A 15,491-nucleotide genomic window follows, 5' to 3' on the forward strand; every position below is an offset into this window, starting at 1 on the left:
CACAAATCCTTGGTAGCGTTGGATTCAAAAACGTAGGCTATCTGCCTAAAGCTGACATTCTAATTTTAAGTGTGGTAACTACGTTATTTAACGAACCTTTTAAGAATCGCCCTTGATCACAAGGTATAGGCCGTTGTCACTCGAACCTGCTTCAATTTGAAGAATGGTTAAAGGGTGGCTTATGTTCTTGAGTATTAGCGCGTCTTCTGGATTTGACTGAAATACACTGGGGTCGCCGTAAGTTTTAAACTGGAATACATCGCCGCCTAGACTCAACTCCATGTAGAAAGCGCCAGTCCACCCTGACTTGCAGTTCCCTCCAGTCGGAGAAAATGCTCCGGCTAGACTGCAAGAAACATACTTCTCCTTAGCCATATACTTTTGTTTAAGGAGCGGGGGGGTGTATTCTTTATCTGCAGTTAGGTTGATAAGCTCCTTTCGAAGTTTCGCTGGATAAGACTTAGGTGTCTTTAAAGCATAATGAATGCCTCTAGTTCTAGTGGTTCGTGAGACCGCATAGAATAATTCCGAAGCCGATTGCGCTGACGGTTCCTCCTCGGAGGATCTTTTGCTTCGATTCAAAGGTTGCGGGTCATATTCTTTCGTAGCCACTGTGGTTGTCAGCTTAAGCCATTTTCCTTTTATCCGCATAAAAGCGTTAAATAGGTAATCCAGCTCTTCGGTTTCAAAGTCGTAAGTAACGCGCCCGTAATAAACAAGGTCTGCCTGCTCGTAAAGTTGTTTAAACTGCCCGATTGAGAGTGTGCTGATATCGATCTCTTGTTCGTATGCTACAGCAGTGACTTTGTTGTTACGGAACACATCGACATAATGAGTTCCAAAAAAAACGGAACCATCGATTGTATCGATATGGTTATGTGACCAGTATAGTCTGGTGATTTTTTCATCTTTGTTCGACTTTCGCTCAGCTATTGCACGACCGTCAATATCAAACGTAAGCAGCTCGTATATGTTACTCATATGGCTTACATCATTTGCTTCAACAAGCACAGAGTATTGTTGTTTCTGAATGTCGTAGAAAGCGCCGCGTACTCCTCGTACATCTTTTTGATCGTAGTTGACAATTCGTACCAATGACAGGGACCCTGATTTTAGTTCAGGGTCGGTAAGCGCTTTATAGGATTGGTACTTCTCAGGTACAGGCTTGGGTTCCTTAGAACTTGAACACCCAGTGAGGGTGTAAAAGCTCAAGAAAAAAATACTCAAGATAATCTTTACCACTAGGTTACTGGCCCTTATCCGTTCCAATAGAGATGCCACGCATTAAAGCTCTACCTACGAACAGGATGAATAAAGGCCATTATCGCAGTGCTGAGCGAAACTGGGCCTCCTGGTGCAGCAGCAAGAACAGCCCCCCACTGAAGCCAGGTGATTGGCCAATAAACACCATTGTTGTTATGAACCATTTTGATCTGCGCAGTCTTTGCGGCAAAAGCAGCACCAAAAGCCGCGCCAATGACTGTCCCCGCTCCTGCCGTTAGCAACCCGCTTGCTGTTAATACGGCTACAATCAAAGCCGATAGCGGTGCCCCAACCGTTACACCGTCTACAATATTATCGGTTAGTTTTTCATTAGTGTGGATCTCGATACCCCACCAATATTCCTCAATCCACGCTTTTTCGCCGGAAGTGTCTGGCTGCGCGGGAATGCTTGGCATGGTTGGCCCTGGAGGTACAAATTCTTTGTCTCCGGTCAACCCTAACTTGGTGGCAATTCTCGCTGTCATTGGATTATCTAAAAAGGCTTTTAGTACCTTCGGGTTATCCTCAAGGTGGGCCTTCAATTCTTCCAACTTCTTTTCATCTGACATTTGGTATCGTCCTTGGTTTGAGTTTTATGATTTACGTTTTGAGTATTGCACGGCCTTTTACATTATTCAAATTAGGCTGAAGTTTGTCCAGTAACGTCAATCCATTGTTAAGTTCTGTTTTTTGCGATATCTATAAATTAGAGCGTATTTCGGGTTAACCCGGGAGGATCTATTTTTTTAGGCACAGAGCATTTATTGGGGGTAGCTTGACATCAGTGACGGACTATTCATAATCGTCCGTCACTGATTTGAATAAATACATAAACAAGTCTTGCTCAAATACGAGAGCAGCGCATGTTAGTTTCCAGCGCTAGGTGGGTAGCAACCCCCAATTTTTCGAAAACAACCCATTAGTATGAAAATGCGTTAGTCTTCCGTCATTTGTAGGTTCTGGTTGAGCAAAAAAATCGAAAGTTCAGGTATTACCTGGTCACTATTTTGCCTAAAGGTGTATTCATAATACTCATTCTCTCAGTCTTAAGAGATCGCTTAGCAAATCGTTGGATAGTCTCTCTAAACGATTCCCAACACCGTTAAAGCTGACATTGGAAATCACCGATATCCCAATGCCATGCTCTGGGTATACCATTAACCAGTTCTGCATCCCATAGATTCCTCCGTGATGCCGATATGAAACCGCTTCTTTTTCTCTGACTGATTGCCAAAAATAAGCGACAGCATAATCACTATTGATTGAATATAACTCTCTGCGACTTTCATTAGATGGTTTATTTGGGTTCTCAAGTTGAAATCTCATAAACTCAATTAAATCTCTTGAAGTGGAATGTAAGCCCACTGATCCGCCCCACAATGAACTGTGCAAGTTGGGCATCAACTCACCACTTCCGTTATAGCCTTTAATCAAACGAGTTTTTTGCTTTGCATCTAAACGATAGCTCGTATCTTTCATATTAAGCGACAAAAATAGACCTTCTAGCAACTCGGGATAGGCGCGTTGATATGCAACCTCTAAGATATAAGCCATAAGCTCTGGAGCTGTATTAGAATACGAATAATTGCTTCCTGGAACGCTACTAATTTCTATTTGACTTAATTCCTTAAAGAAAGTCTCTTTGCTATCTAGCCCTGAAATAATATTGGGGAAACCGCTCGTGTGAGTCAGCAAGTGGCGAACGAGAATCGGCTTATCGTAATAGCTAAGGTTTTTATATCGATGGTTCCCAGGGGCATTTGCTAGATACTCAGTAACTTTATCGTCAAGTTTAATGCGACCTTCCAATACCGCTTTCGCTGCCAAGGTGCCGTTAAAGAGTTTTGATACCGAGCCCAATTCATACAAAGTAAGATCGCTAGGTGTATTTCCCGCTCCAGGGGTTAATTCACCAAAGTGTCCAGTGTACGTTTTACCTTGGTCATATATCGCTATTGATACTGAATGAAATCGATCATCTTCCAAGAACTTGGTAGCCCCCCACGCCATTGAACTCTCAGGATCTAAATCCTCTAGCGAAATTGAGCTTCCGGGTTCAACGCATGACGAAACTAGCACGGTTACTAATGTGGCGGTTATCAGCCTAATTAAGAGCTTCACAATAATTATTAATCCAAGTTGAACGTCTGCTTTTAGTATATCTGAGTTAATCATCCCTTACGGCTATCTAGTTGTCTAAAAAACACCCATAAAAATGCCCTGTCTCAATAAAGAGAACAGGGCATTTTTTGTTTCCATTGGTACCGAGGGCCGGAACCCCAATTTTTTGAAAACAGTGCTTTAGAGTCGAAATGCGTCATTTTTACGTCATGGTAGAGAGAAATTTTATGAAAAATTGCAGATAGATAGACTCGGTAGTTGCTCGTTAATAGTAACTAGCGAAAGGCAAGACTTGACCCTTGTTTTCCGGCTATTTTGAAGACACTGGCCATTGCAATGCCAATGCTTGGTAAGAATGTTGCTGCCAAAAAGATCAGATCATGAAAAGAAGGATAACTTAGCCGCTTTTATAGTGCAGACAAAATGTGATCTATGTTAAGAGCTATACCTAGCCTTTTTTTGAGCTGATTAAATCCCCTTCGATGTGGATTTGTGAGGCGTTCATCAATATGTCGATTCGACGATTAAAGTCTTCTACTTCGTTTTGCTCAACATAGTGGCTCTTGATCCATAGTTCGGTTGTGATTTGTAGTTCACCTTCTTTATTGAAAGTGGTTTCCCGGCGTAAGGTTAGAAATTCGTCAATAAAGCTGAGGGTTGCAGGAAGGCGTTTGACTTTCCATAGCTTGCTCAAATCATAAATAGCCGTCGATTTCACGTAAACGCCATCTACCCAATTACCATAATATTTTGTCGTTACCTTGGCGTTTTTTAACTCTGACCTTAGCCACGAATCGTAATCAGTGGAGTTTAAACTTGTGTTTGGCGATACGTAGGGTTCATATTCCGCAGTGGAAGACACTGAGAGATAGTTAGTGAGCTTATCGACATTTTTTAACGTGAACACTGGTGTGACTAAAGTCGATACGTTTTCGTGATAGTTTTTTAGTAGCCACTCGTTCTCGGCTTCTTCATCAAGACTGTTAAAGCCCTGACGCATAGCACTGGCGTAGACGCCCCAGTAATCTTTGGTCACCGATTCTTTCACGGCAGCCAACTCATCGAACTCCGATCTAGTGGTATAGCGCAACATCCACTTGTAGTCATCAACCGGTATCACTTCTGGTTTAGCGTCTTCTAATAAAGGCAGAGAAACTTTGCCTTGCACCCACGAAGAGGTTGATTGCCAATGTGTATTGTTGTCGGTAGGATCTAAGCAGTAATTTTTATCAATCAACTCAAAACAGACCACCATGTGGTCAAAGTAGAGGCTTGACGGAACTTTGAGTTTAGCTGGCTTTCGACGTTCGGTTGCAACAAGTACAGGGTAAGCGTCAACGCCGATAGCTTTGAGCAAATCTACTAATAGTGCAGATTTGTCTTTACAGTCTCCGAACAGGTTTTCAATTACATCAGAAAATGAATGCGGTGTTATTCGATGACCCAATTCAGACATCGACACGTAGCGTATACCACGTGACGCAAATTCGTGCAGTTTATGAATTCGAGCCATTGTGGTATCAGCGCCTTTAACCAGTTTTTTGGCTTGTTCTCGAACTTCATGTGATAGGTGGTTTGAATCATTGAATGCCGACTTTAGATGTTTAACCACTGCGTTCCAGCTGCTTTTTTTTGCTATCGCAATATGTGGTAACTCGTCGCGCCACAGCATATTGTTGTCGTACGGGTATTTTTTGAGCTTTTCTGCTTTACAGCTAAGTTTATGGTCTTGGAGTTGACAATCGACGTCAGGGTGGTCGTTAGACCAATCAAACTCAAAGTTTGCGTCACTTGTGACGCTCAATTGAAATTGCTCTACACCTTGTGAAAAGCCGACTGGGTAAAACAAGTCACCATAGATACTTTCTAAGTCACTAAGCTTGGTGCGCTTCTCGTACTCTAATACAGTAATACTCTTGTTAGCTAGCCCCGATAACGGGATTACCACTTCCTTCGAATTGGTGAATGTGTTGTATACGTCATTGTCTCGAACGCGAATGTTGTCTGGGTCCATTCGGCGGTGGCTGAGGTCCGGTAGGACAACAGCGGCTTCTTTTATGACGAGGCCTTGCGTGGCTTTGTCCCAATTTAAGTATTGCGTGCCATTGTTGTGTGCCTCTGTGAATGATGGGAGAAATACAATCTCTCGAACGCGCTTATTCACAATGCCAGCTTCAATATTGATCTCAATATTTCTGAACAGAGACGTTTCGATAGGAGGTAATTCACCGCCTTTCATTAATTCTTTGGCTTTATTTAATATTGAGCTGACGTTGTCATCGTTCCACTTCACGGACATTTCGGCCGCGTGGCTGACTACCTGTAGCAGACACAGTCCAATGAGAAGTACAATTTTTTTAAGCGTTTTCATCGTTGTATCTCCGCCTTCAGATTGGCTGAAAAGATGAAGCCATGCTGTGTATTTGATCTACCACAGGGTCTTCTTTTGTTTTGTTCTTGCGCGTGATTTTACCGACGAGTTCAAAAATCTTGCTGTCTTGCTGGACCACGGCGCTTATGATTGTGTAATACCCGGTCCAATCTCGGCCATAACATTCCATTAGTGAATGAACGCCTTTCGTGTTTTTAGTAAAAACTTGGCGCTCTTTACAGTTCGCGTTACCGTAGGAATTCAGTAGTTCATCATAGCGAGAGCCTGTAACACTGCTTATGGAGTGATCCTTATCATATGCATAAATAACGATAAATGAATCATCTACTGGCCCATACATTTCAAGCTTTGTAGTTTCGTTGTTAAGCGTGCCTGAAGGAACTTTGTACCAGCCTTCGCCCTCTATTGTAAGGCTGAACTCTCGCGCGTCATTAGTAACTGTTTGGCCGTGGTTGTAGTTGGGGGTATTGATGAACCTAAGCGGTAAGATTAAGTATTCGAAAATAATGAAAAGGAATAATGGAGCAGTGCACAAGAGGACTAGCCATTCGTACCACGCATATCCATTTTCTTTGCCGTAGAAGCTAAGTGAGCTATCGCTTAGTTTCCACTGATTAAAACGCCGGTGCAGCGTCGAAAACAGAAACGCCAACGCGAACAATAAAATGAAAATCACCCAAAAAGGAATGGTGATAACATTGTCTAAGCCTAGTGCGATCGACAGAACGACAAAGAATAGAAGCCAAAGTGCATTTTTTGATTTCCAGCGTTTAGTGTTCTCCTCATCCTCAACCTTAGCGAGGTTATCAAATAATTTTTGATAAGCGATTGCGCCGAAGATGCCAAATAATGGAGCGAAAACCCACAACCAAGGCGTGAAGTTATTGCCGGTTGCGTTGCGTATGTCTCGCGCTCTACCGAACGTCCATGCCATGCTGTACAAGGAAAACGTCGTGAGGAACAGTAAAAATTCTCTCCAAGACCTTCTGGGAGCACGAACATAAATGATTTTTTGAGCAATTTCTGGAGATTGTTGCTCTAGTTTTTGTGACGGAACTGAATTCATATCCTTATCTTCGGTAACGACCGGTAACTTGTCTTGAAATTGAGGTGATGAGGGTACTTGGCAGGGCTGCTCGAATCCTAACATACGCGTTGTTTCCACAAAAGCTCATAGAGTCAAAAGTCTGGACCGCATTGAATGAACAGATAGGCCTAAAAATGGAGGTGTGAGCAAACCCCATTTATGGTTTCGGGCTGAATAAACGAATTAGACATACACCGCTAAAGTAACTACTCAAATTAAAAAATAGATGTGTGTGGATAGCATGGGCGATTCGAGAAAAATTGGTTTGGAGTGATTTTCGTTTTTGCGGGAATGACCGTTGCGTATATCTCGGAAGTACGGACGGTGATCAGCCACCTTAGCAGTACTGACCTTAACGAAAAAGGGGGCAGAGCCGAATCAATCTATAAAATTGGAGGGCTGTTTAGGGTTAACTCTCGAAGCTCCATTTTTACAGTACCGACTGTTAGGTGACGGAACCTGATAACAATCTCGGACTTATCAAAATTGTCCTTTCTTGGTTTGGATATGCACATAAAAAAGCCCAGCCTCAAAAAAAGAGCAGGGCGTTTTGAATTTCCAGAGGTATCGAGGGCCGGAAGCCCAGTTTGTTTGAAAACAGTGCTTTAGAGTCGAAATGCGTCATTTTTACGTCATGGTAGAGAGAAATTTTATGAAAAATTGCAGATAGATAGACTCGGTAGTTGCTCGTTAATGGTAACTAGCGAAAGGCAAGACTTGACCCTTGTTTTCCACAGATCGCACAAAAAGACCAAAATACTACTGAATAAAAGAGGTTGGCGACAAAGGAGAATCATTTGTCGCTGCCTCCGTTTTTACTTTTTATCAGCAGGCTCCAAGGTAAATGGTGTCTAATGCATAATCTAAATCGCGAAATCAGACGACATGTTTAAAAGCGATATTTCAACGCCAGTTGAAACGAAAGCGGCTGATAATCAATATCGGCGAATGCTCCTTGCGTATCACCACCAGCTTCGGGCTTCAACTCAATGTCCTGAATGGACGAGTAGCGTAGCGCACCCTCTAATTCAACAGAATCGCTAAACTGGTAATTGATACCGCCTAGCAACTGAAAGCCAATATCGCTGTTTGACGAATAAGAGAATTCTTGTCCATCGGTTTCTAAGTCAACGTCAATTTCTTGTAACCAAACTAGGCCTAACCCAACAAATGGCTGCCAATTTCGTTGATTAGCAAAGGCGTATTTGCCTGTTAGAGAGAATGAGTTTGAGGTGTAGTTACCCTCACTGAAAAGTGTGCCATTGGGTAGCATGACTGCGCTATCGTTTGTTCGATACTCCCACCCTAGCTCACCTGACCAATTTTGATCGTATTGATAACCCGCGGCTATGCCTGCAACAAATCCAGAATCGATGCCTACTTCTGCATCTCCAGTTGATCCAAAAACATTATCAGCAGTAGCGGTTAAGTCCGATAGCTGGCTAATGCCGATAACGGGTGCGAAATACCAAGGCGAACGTTCTTGGCCCTGCTTGTTAGCTGCGTGTAACGGTTGGCTAAGTACATGTATAAGGGCTGTTGCGATAAATAGTTTAAAATAGTGTTTCATAGATGCTCCAAAGATTTAATTGCTTGTATTTACAATTTGTATTTTTCCTAATCGAGCATGAGAAAAATGCATATAAATCAAAATTTTGCACCAATGGGCACTAATATTGCATGAACGGTCAGTTTCAAATCGGAGAGATTAAGCCAAGCCGATATTTTCTCGGAATATCTGTGGTTCTCGGTTTAATGTTTAGCTCAATCACACCAGAGAATGAGTCGGGTGTGTTCGCAAATATTCTTCAGTGGCAAATACAAACCGTAATTCCTATGGTTATTTGTATTGTTATTCATATGAATCTATCGAGGCTAGGGTTGATCAAAGGCTTGAACTCTTGGGCAAAGCTATGTGTTTCTGGAGTAATCGCGACATTAGTATTTAGCCCACTTGGTTTAGTGAGCGACGTGCTTCTAGCCGGTGAACCCTTGGGTTCTTCTTTTCTTATGGAGTGCTTGGATGAATTTGCAGGCATCGCGCCACCAGTTACTATTTGCTGGGTTGCGATTAACGCTCCATTTCAATTAGGCTATCAGTTCACCCACATTGGGACTGCAACCATTGAGTCTAGTAATAGCAATCATGAAGATGTAGTTCTGAATGCAAATTTTATCGAAATGTTACCTGAGCCGATACGAGCAGAAATTTTGTATATCAAATCAGAATTGCACTACTTATCTGTAGTGACACTGAACGGAAAGGCCTTGATTCTATATTCTCTTAAAAATGCTATGGCGGAATTACCAAATGACTATGGCATGCAGGTTCATCGTTCGTTCTGGGTAAACAAAGCGCACATGACAGCGATGGAAAAGATTGGCCGAGAAGGAATTCTAACTATGAGTGATAACGAACAACTCCCGGTCAGCCGCCGTTATTTAAAATCAGTAAGCGATGCCCTTAATAAACAGTGATAGTCCACAGTTTTGGGGTGGCGTTACTTATTTGCCTTTAGCGGTTATATCAAAAAGTATGCATTGCGTGAATTTATGCCCACCCACATGCTCAGCATGTCTTATGCTCTGTTAATTACAATGCTAAGGGTGTGTCTTGTTGCTTAAAGAAAAGGTGGCAAGTGCTTTTCAATTCCAGTGGTACGAGGGCTGGAACCCCAATTGGGTTGAAACAATTATTTAGGTTCGCAATGCGTCATTTGTGCGTCATGGTTGAGTAATATTTTTTCCATAACGGCCTTAGATAACCGTTACATCGTCGTTGACGTTAATCCAACCTGAGCGAACTACTGAAGCGTAAACACCAAATTTAAGCTCATGCTTTTTAGCTATAATGTCAAGGATTTTGGGGTCATAAATTAGTTCGCCCTGTTCTAAGCAAACCATTCGACAACGTTCTGTCTGTTTAATGATTTTCACTTCACTATCGCCAATGCGAAGAGATTTGCCCAATAACTCGTTACTCAACGAATCAGTATCAATCACAATGTTGGCTCTAAATCTAGATACATCTATTTGAGATAGAGGTAATTGAGCCTTAAGTGCCTCCATGTCAGCACTAGTAACAACATGTATAGCCCCATCATCGAAATGAGGTATCTTATTCTCCTTGGTGAGTGATACAGTTTGACCAAGCTCAATAGAAAGTTTTTGATCAATATTTGTATCGCGACCATCCAGAGTTTCCCCACATGGGAATATGATTGAAAGCGTGTCACCCATTAGTCGAGCCGACATATTGAAAAGCCTATCGATTCTCCTAAACCGGCGAGTGCTTTTGCCGCTTCCAAATTTTCCTTGTTCATTGGAAATTGCGTAAAGCCGATCTCCGATGATCCCTCTTTGATCAAGTTCTACTGCATCCAGAACTTCTCCTAACAACGATTTCACAGGGTATCAGTTTGTAGCGTTCATCGTGTCGCTAGAATTATGCGAGAGAATAAACTTAAAGCACAGATTGGCTATAAGCGTCGCTATATTAAAGGTGGGAAAGTTGGCCGCGTAGCGGCCAATATCCTAGATCGAAACTTTGATCCTAAAGAGCCTAATCAAGCATGGGTAAGTGATATCACTTACGTACGAACTCGCGAAGGCTTTTTATATGTAGCAACGGTACTGGATTTATTTTCTCGGCGTATCGTCGGTTGGTCAATGGATCGAAACATCGATCGGCACTTAGTCATTCGTGCACTGTTGATGGCTGTTATGCAAAGGCAACCCAAATCATCGGTGTTTGTTCACAGTGACCAAGGTAGCCAATATGCTAGCGCTGATTACTTAGCATTTATGAAAGCGAATAATCTAGAACCATCGATGAGTCGCCGAGGTAATTGTCACGATAACGCAGTGGCAGAAAGCTTTTTTGCGACATTTAAAAAACGTGTAACCCAACGAAAAGTGTACTCAACTCGTAATGATGCGAAGACCGAAATATTCAATTTTATTGAAATGTTCTACAATCCAATAAAACGTCACAGCCATACCGGAGGAGTGTCTCCGGTGAGGTTTGAAGAAAACTATTTTTCTAAGCTAAAAAGTGTCTACTGAAGTCTGGGAAGTCCAATCAGTTTATTTCTATACATATCGCTCTACTATTTTATTTTTACTATCAACACTTTAGAGAGCTGTATATCAACTACTAATCTATCAATAGCTATCATGAAATAGCCTTAGCACTGCACTGAAATTGCAACTCCTTAAATGTCGGGCTAAGTTACTTAAAAATCATACCTCTCACTGGGCTGAATGTAACTTTTACACATTGGTAACACAGCATCTTGTATTTAACCACCAGTAAAAAAGCCTGTTACTTTCACTGATACTGATGTGGGACGAAGTTTACTTAGCATAACACCCTGTAGTCGCGCCTCCTCTACGATAGTATCAGTAAGAGTAATTGTGTCTCCATCCTTAGTATCCGAATTTACTTCATAGATTCCTATTATGGGTATATCTTTGAGTTCAATTGTCTTTTGAGTGCTTGGATCTCTAATGAGCACCGAAACCACTGAATATGGAAGCTTAGACTTTCCGGTACAAAAAAGCCAACCAGGTTTCTGTGAATAGAGTTTTATTTCTGCTTGTCTTTTAGAATGATCTATAGGAGTTCCGCAGCCAGACGCTCCTGTCCATGTGCGCCCATTCTTTTTACCATCACTATCATGCTCATAATCATATGCAAACTCTTTGGCTGATGGCATTTGTAAGGCACTAAGAGCGAGCTCGAATATCTTAGGTTTTTTATCAAGCAGTTCTTTAAAAGCAGACAAAATACTATCTCTTTTTTGAGTCGACGGTAGATCATCCGCGCTCAATATCTCATTTACAAAACCAAAGTCTTGATATGGAGAATTGACCTCTAACCCTAAAAACTTTGTGATTGTGCCAGAGCTGCTGATCTTGTCATTAACATTCTCCTCTATAATTTCCCATATTCCCTCTCTGTATGAAGGAGACGCTCCTAATAGCTCTTTATTGTTAGGATCTTCGAAAATGGTGCGAGAAGATTGAACTATTGATGAATTAAAGGCATTGAGCGGCTTACTGTCTTTATCCTGTTTTGACAAACTTTCGAAAAGAGACTCAGATGTTTTAGGGTCTGCACTAAGTTTACTAATCAAGTTATCACTAAGTTTCTTCGACATTTTCGATACAGTATCATCATTTGATCCAACATACTCTTCGCCTAAAAATCTGTTCAAATGCTCGGCTGTTTTATCAGGGGGAAAAATCCAATCTCTTAACTGATCTTTAAAATATTTATCTGTTATGAAAAATAACAACACTGTCATTAGAATATAAGAGATGATTACGCGAATCATTGCTCGTCTATCTCCAAAAGTATCTCGTAATTTTAATAGTGTTTCATAAATTAAAAACTTTAGAGGCTTGTCTATGAGAGCCTCTAGTTTTTCGTTGCTAATTATTGGCTCTTCTTTAGAGAGCGAAGATTCTTTAACTTTATCAGTCACATTACCCTCCCGGTTATAATCGGTCGATCAGCCATCTAAGTGACATGAATCACCAAAAAGTCTCAATCCAAAAGGTTATTGCATAGCAAGATGACATCATTTAACTAAATTCAAGAGTATGCATACCTTTTTCATACATAGGCCCAACACAAAAATCGCTTCCGTTCAAAGCTGGGTCTATCATCGATGTTGTAAAAATCATTTGATAGTCATTTTCTAACTTCTGGCACTCTGAGACGATTAAACGCTGAAAGTTTTGGCTTCTAGAGTCAACCATTCCTTTATCCTCAACATTATCCAAAAGCATAAGGTTTGGTAACCGTGCATCGTCATCCTCTACCGCATGCAGAAACATAGCTAAACGAATGCTATTTTTCATCACTACCATAGAGCTTGCAGAAAATTTACTTCGCCCATTTACGAACATTTTGTCTTTCGCGAAATCGAAACCAACCTCTTCAACTTCATCAAAAGCAGACTCATAGCTACCATCTTGTGAAAGCAAATATTTAGCCAATTCCTCGATAGATTGGTAAACGTAACCATAGCGTTCAGCCTGAGCTTCCCGTACCTGGTCAAGCCTATCTTGAATTTCACCTATCTTTTTGTTGGCTAATTCTTTGTCTTGTCTTAAAGATTCAACTTTCTGAACATGCTCACGTTTGTCCTCAAGTGCAAGAATTTGACTTTTACAAAAGCCCATTTCGGAAGCGATTTCAGCGATTAGTGCATCTTTAGCATCGGAAGTTACTTGTAACTCTCTATATTCAAATTTAGTCTCTTCCAATCTCCGATCAATCCCTGGTAACCGTGAGTTTATAGCGTCAATTTCTCCCCTAAATTGAACTACAAGCTCTCCGCTCTCCCTGATTTGGAAATTCAATTCGTTCAACATTCGAGCGTAAGCGACACTTCGGCCATTGTCTGGAAGCTCAGTTTTACATAAAGAGCAGCCATTGTGCTCATTATTTACAATTGGCTCAAAGCATGATGGGCAATACTCAAAATCAATGCCACCAAGACTAGAAAACGTTAAATTTGATTGTTCAAGCGCTGACTTTCGATCAGCAAGTGAATGGAGGAATAATTCAGTGTCTGTTAACTCGAGAACTAATTCAGATTTCTCGGACTCTAACTCTTTTCTTGTTAGAAAAAGATGATCTATCTCTTGTTGAAGCGCCTCGGATTTCTCTACTACCGCTTGAGTCAAATCTTCATTGGCAGATTTAAGGGCGTCATTCTTTGACGCTTTCAATCTTTCCATTTCAGAACCAAGCTGGCTGATTTCATTGTTTAAAGCCTGTTCATTGATTTGTGTGACCTCACCACCAAACAATCTGTAAATCGCATTAAGTTCACCATTTAATTTTTCAAACTCCTTATTTGCAGAAATTAGCTCTTGGCGTAAATTATGAGCCTCTAAATCATCTATTCCTAATAGGTAATCCCCAATCGCTCTGCGCAAGCTCGCGTTGTCATAAGCTTTATCTTCTTTTAATAGTTTTGTAGTGGCCGACAGTTGATCTACATACATCAACCTTAAAATTTGATGTAAGGTTAAATTGCTAGCGTCATCTGTTTTATGTCTAGGCAAGCCCAATAATTCAAATAGATGTTGCGAAAAGCTATGCCTCTCTGCGCTTCGTTTAACTGAATAGATTGTCCAGCCTTCGACTGCTTGTATTGCATCATCAAAAGCACCCTCGAAAATTTTCATCTTCGCTTGACCAGTCTCAACAATCTCTCTATCCAGGCAGAAAATTCGGCCATTTAAGTCAACTTCCAAAATCACCGAATCGCAAATCAATTGCTCCTCAGTCCAATCTGTAATTATTGAGCCAAGTCCGTAGGATAGTAAATCAACCACAGTTGACTTACCCGTTGTATTGTCGCCTCTTATAATATTAATTCCTTTATGAAACTTTTGGTCATATACAAACCCGCCGGACTTTAAAACTGCAAAACGACTTACAAAAAGTTTTGACTTACTCATTCGACCTCCAAATCATAACGAAACTCCATCAAACCGGTTCTTTTCTTCAATCCACTCCCCCCAAGAAAAGAGATATTTGGAAGCTCATTTATCACCATACGAAACCACTCAGCACCAATTAATGAGCTGCTCTCAATTGTTTCATTAAGTTCCTTTGGCAAAGCTAAGTCAGTTCTTTTCAATTTTCTAGATCTGAAACTTTCAACATCAAGAAATTTTTTGGCTATTAAGTTACGCAAAGTGGTTGTTTGAAGAGGTTCTAGCTCATACAAAACACGCTTCGTGTTCCTTAAAGACTCATACGGCTCGTATATCTTGGCAATAACTTTCCGGTAACTTACTAACTCTATTGGGAGCGGCTTTATCTCTTTCAATAAGTGAGGGAACAGAATATAGAAATCCAGCAAGCGATAAAGATCTAAATCTATCTCTTCATGCACGCTTTGTTCTAAGATCAGTAATGCTCGGAAAGCACAATGATTAATATCCTGAAAAGGGTGATAAATTAACATTCACTATCCCACACAAGGTGGCAGTTACCTGTTAAATAGTAAATCATTCCAGTAACAGTCTCTGAAGTGACAGTACTATCAAATCTCACAACCGCTTGGTGCACTGGTTTAATAAGTTCGTCATTCACAATCTGATCCAAGTCTTCGGAACTTATACCAGCAATAATTTTAGGATGTATGCACTGAAACCAAGTCGTACTTATAAAAGACAAAACTTGAATATAAACTTGTTGTTCAGTGGCCGACATTTGATTCTTTGCAACTCGTCTAGAGAACTTACTTTTGAGTTCTTTAGCTCTTTTATACAGATCGCTTCTGTTTCCTTTTTCGAGTTTAACCTCTAAACCGATTACTTCTCTTTCAGGGTGAACATTGATAAAGTCGGCCAAGTCTTCGAGAATATCAATTAATTGATCATCCCCTTCCCATGATTTTTTAACTTGCTCGATGGCAGTCTCTAGGCTACTCAAAGGCGTAAAATTATTGTCGCCTATATGTTGAGATCGCCCTTCGTAATTCACGCTTCCATTCATTGCTAGAAATTATTGTTTCCTTTGTGTTTAGCCTTATCTTTATAGACTACAGTTGGTCCATTTACGGCCGCATGATCTTCTGTGGAGTTCTCGCCATTTTT

The 15,491-nt window shown here is 41.0% G+C and carries 12 protein-coding genes and 1 pseudogene; 2 read left to right on the forward strand and 11 right to left on the reverse strand.

The features are described 5' to 3' along the window. Window positions 1–99: 99 nt before the first annotated feature. The 6 genes from ABWW54_RS04295 to ABWW54_RS04320 form a co-directional block, all read right to left on the reverse strand. Window positions 100–1,227: a hypothetical protein gene (locus tag ABWW54_RS04295; RefSeq protein WP_353410516.1), complete on the reverse strand. Its 1,128-nt coding sequence runs from the start codon at window positions 1,225–1,227 to the stop codon at window positions 100–102. A gap of 65 nt (window positions 1,228–1,292) precedes the next feature. Beyond that, window positions 1,293–1,832, reverse strand: coding sequence for a hypothetical protein (locus ABWW54_RS04300; RefSeq protein ID WP_353410518.1), 540 nt, complete (start codon window positions 1,830–1,832; stop codon window positions 1,293–1,295). Window positions 1,833–2,295: 463 nt separating this feature from the next. After that, a complete protein-coding gene (locus ABWW54_RS04305) occupies window positions 2,296–3,438 on the reverse strand; it encodes a serine hydrolase domain-containing protein (RefSeq protein ID WP_353410520.1) in 1,143 nt (380 codons plus the stop codon). Window positions 3,439–3,832: 394 nt separating this feature from the next. Then, window positions 3,833–5,755, reverse strand: coding sequence for a transglutaminase-like domain-containing protein (locus ABWW54_RS04310; protein ID WP_353410522.1), 1,923 nt, complete (start codon window positions 5,753–5,755; stop codon window positions 3,833–3,835). Window positions 5,756–5,771: 16 nt separating this feature from the next. Beyond that, on the reverse strand, window positions 5,772–6,926 hold the full coding sequence (locus ABWW54_RS04315; RefSeq protein ID WP_353410524.1) for a hypothetical protein: 1,155 nt from the start codon (window positions 6,924–6,926) through the stop codon (window positions 5,772–5,774). Window positions 6,927–7,752: 826 nt separating this feature from the next. Then, window positions 7,753–8,433, reverse strand: coding sequence for an outer membrane protein (locus tag ABWW54_RS04320; RefSeq protein ID WP_353410526.1), 681 nt, complete (start codon window positions 8,431–8,433; stop codon window positions 7,753–7,755). Between the two features lie 110 nt (window positions 8,434–8,543). Between ABWW54_RS04320 and ABWW54_RS04325 the strand changes: the two genes are divergently transcribed. After that, the gene (locus tag ABWW54_RS04325; protein WP_353410528.1) at window positions 8,544–9,341 is read left to right on the forward strand and encodes a LytTR family DNA-binding domain-containing protein; all 798 of its coding nucleotides are present in this window, start codon (window positions 8,544–8,546) and stop codon (window positions 9,339–9,341) included. A gap of 279 nt (window positions 9,342–9,620) precedes the next feature. Here ABWW54_RS04325 and ABWW54_RS04330 read toward each other — a convergent pair whose 3' ends face one another. After that, complete coding sequence (locus ABWW54_RS04330; protein ID WP_353410530.1) at window positions 9,621–10,271, reverse strand: MOSC domain-containing protein; 651 nt, start codon at window positions 10,269–10,271, stop codon at window positions 9,621–9,623. A gap of 21 nt (window positions 10,272–10,292) precedes the next feature. Between ABWW54_RS04330 and ABWW54_RS04335 the strand changes: the two are divergent. Beyond that, window positions 10,293–10,928 (forward strand): annotated as a pseudogene (locus tag ABWW54_RS04335) (IS3 family transposase); the annotation flags it as partial. A 236-nt stretch (window positions 10,929–11,164) separates the two neighbouring features. Here the strand turns inward: ABWW54_RS04335 and ABWW54_RS04340 are convergent. The 4 genes from ABWW54_RS04340 to ABWW54_RS04355 form a co-directional block, all read right to left on the reverse strand. Continuing rightward, window positions 11,165–12,352: a hypothetical protein gene (locus tag ABWW54_RS04340; RefSeq protein ID WP_353410531.1), complete on the reverse strand. Its 1,188-nt coding sequence runs from the start codon at window positions 12,350–12,352 to the stop codon at window positions 11,165–11,167. Window positions 12,353–12,452: 100 nt separating this feature from the next. After that, window positions 12,453–14,345, reverse strand: coding sequence for a hypothetical protein (locus ABWW54_RS04345; protein WP_353410533.1), 1,893 nt, complete (start codon window positions 14,343–14,345; stop codon window positions 12,453–12,455). Beyond that, a complete protein-coding gene (locus tag ABWW54_RS04350; protein ID WP_353410535.1) occupies window positions 14,342–14,857 on the reverse strand; it encodes an ABC-three component system middle component 5 in 516 nt (171 codons plus the stop codon). The genes ABWW54_RS04345 and ABWW54_RS04350 overlap by 4 nt, the downstream gene beginning before the upstream one ends. Further along, complete coding sequence (locus tag ABWW54_RS04355; RefSeq protein WP_353410537.1) at window positions 14,851–15,390, reverse strand: ABC-three component system protein; 540 nt, start codon at window positions 15,388–15,390, stop codon at window positions 14,851–14,853. Before ABWW54_RS04355 ends, ABWW54_RS04350 begins: the two co-directional genes overlap by 7 nt. Window positions 15,391–15,491 lie beyond the last annotated feature (101 nt).

The sequence above is a fragment of the Arenicella sp. 4NH20-0111 genome, from assembly GCF_040366405.1.
Taxonomy (GTDB): Bacteria; Pseudomonadota; Gammaproteobacteria; order Arenicellales; family Arenicellaceae; genus Arenicella.

What these genes read in the sequence shown, in the direction of transcription:
- ABWW54_RS04320 (WP_353410526.1), bottom strand. Translation starts at nt 8,433, where the DNA reads ATGAAACACTATTTTAAACTATTTATCGCAACAGCCCTTATACATGTA.
- ABWW54_RS04300 (WP_353410518.1), bottom strand. Translation starts at nt 1,832, where the DNA reads ATGTCAGATGAAAAGAAGTTGGAAGAATTGAAGGCCCACCTTGAGGAT.
- ABWW54_RS04345 (WP_353410533.1), bottom strand. Translation starts at nt 14,345, where the DNA reads ATGAGTAAGTCAAAACTTTTTGTAAGTCGTTTTGCAGTTTTAAAGTCC.
- ABWW54_RS04315 (WP_353410524.1), bottom strand. Translation starts at nt 6,926, where the DNA reads ATGTTAGGATTCGAGCAGCCCTGCCAAGTACCCTCATCACCTCAATTT.
- ABWW54_RS04350 (WP_353410535.1), bottom strand. Translation starts at nt 14,857, where the DNA reads ATGTTAATTTATCACCCTTTTCAGGATATTAATCATTGTGCTTTCCGA.
- ABWW54_RS04355 (WP_353410537.1), bottom strand. Translation starts at nt 15,390, where the DNA reads ATGAATGGAAGCGTGAATTACGAAGGGCGATCTCAACATATAGGCGAC.
- ABWW54_RS04325 (WP_353410528.1), top strand. Translation starts at nt 8,544, where the DNA reads ATGAACGGTCAGTTTCAAATCGGAGAGATTAAGCCAAGCCGATATTTT.
- ABWW54_RS04310 (WP_353410522.1), bottom strand. Translation starts at nt 5,755, where the DNA reads ATGAAAACGCTTAAAAAAATTGTACTTCTCATTGGACTGTGTCTGCTA.
- ABWW54_RS04305 (WP_353410520.1), bottom strand. Translation starts at nt 3,438, where the DNA reads ATGATTAACTCAGATATACTAAAAGCAGACGTTCAACTTGGATTAATA.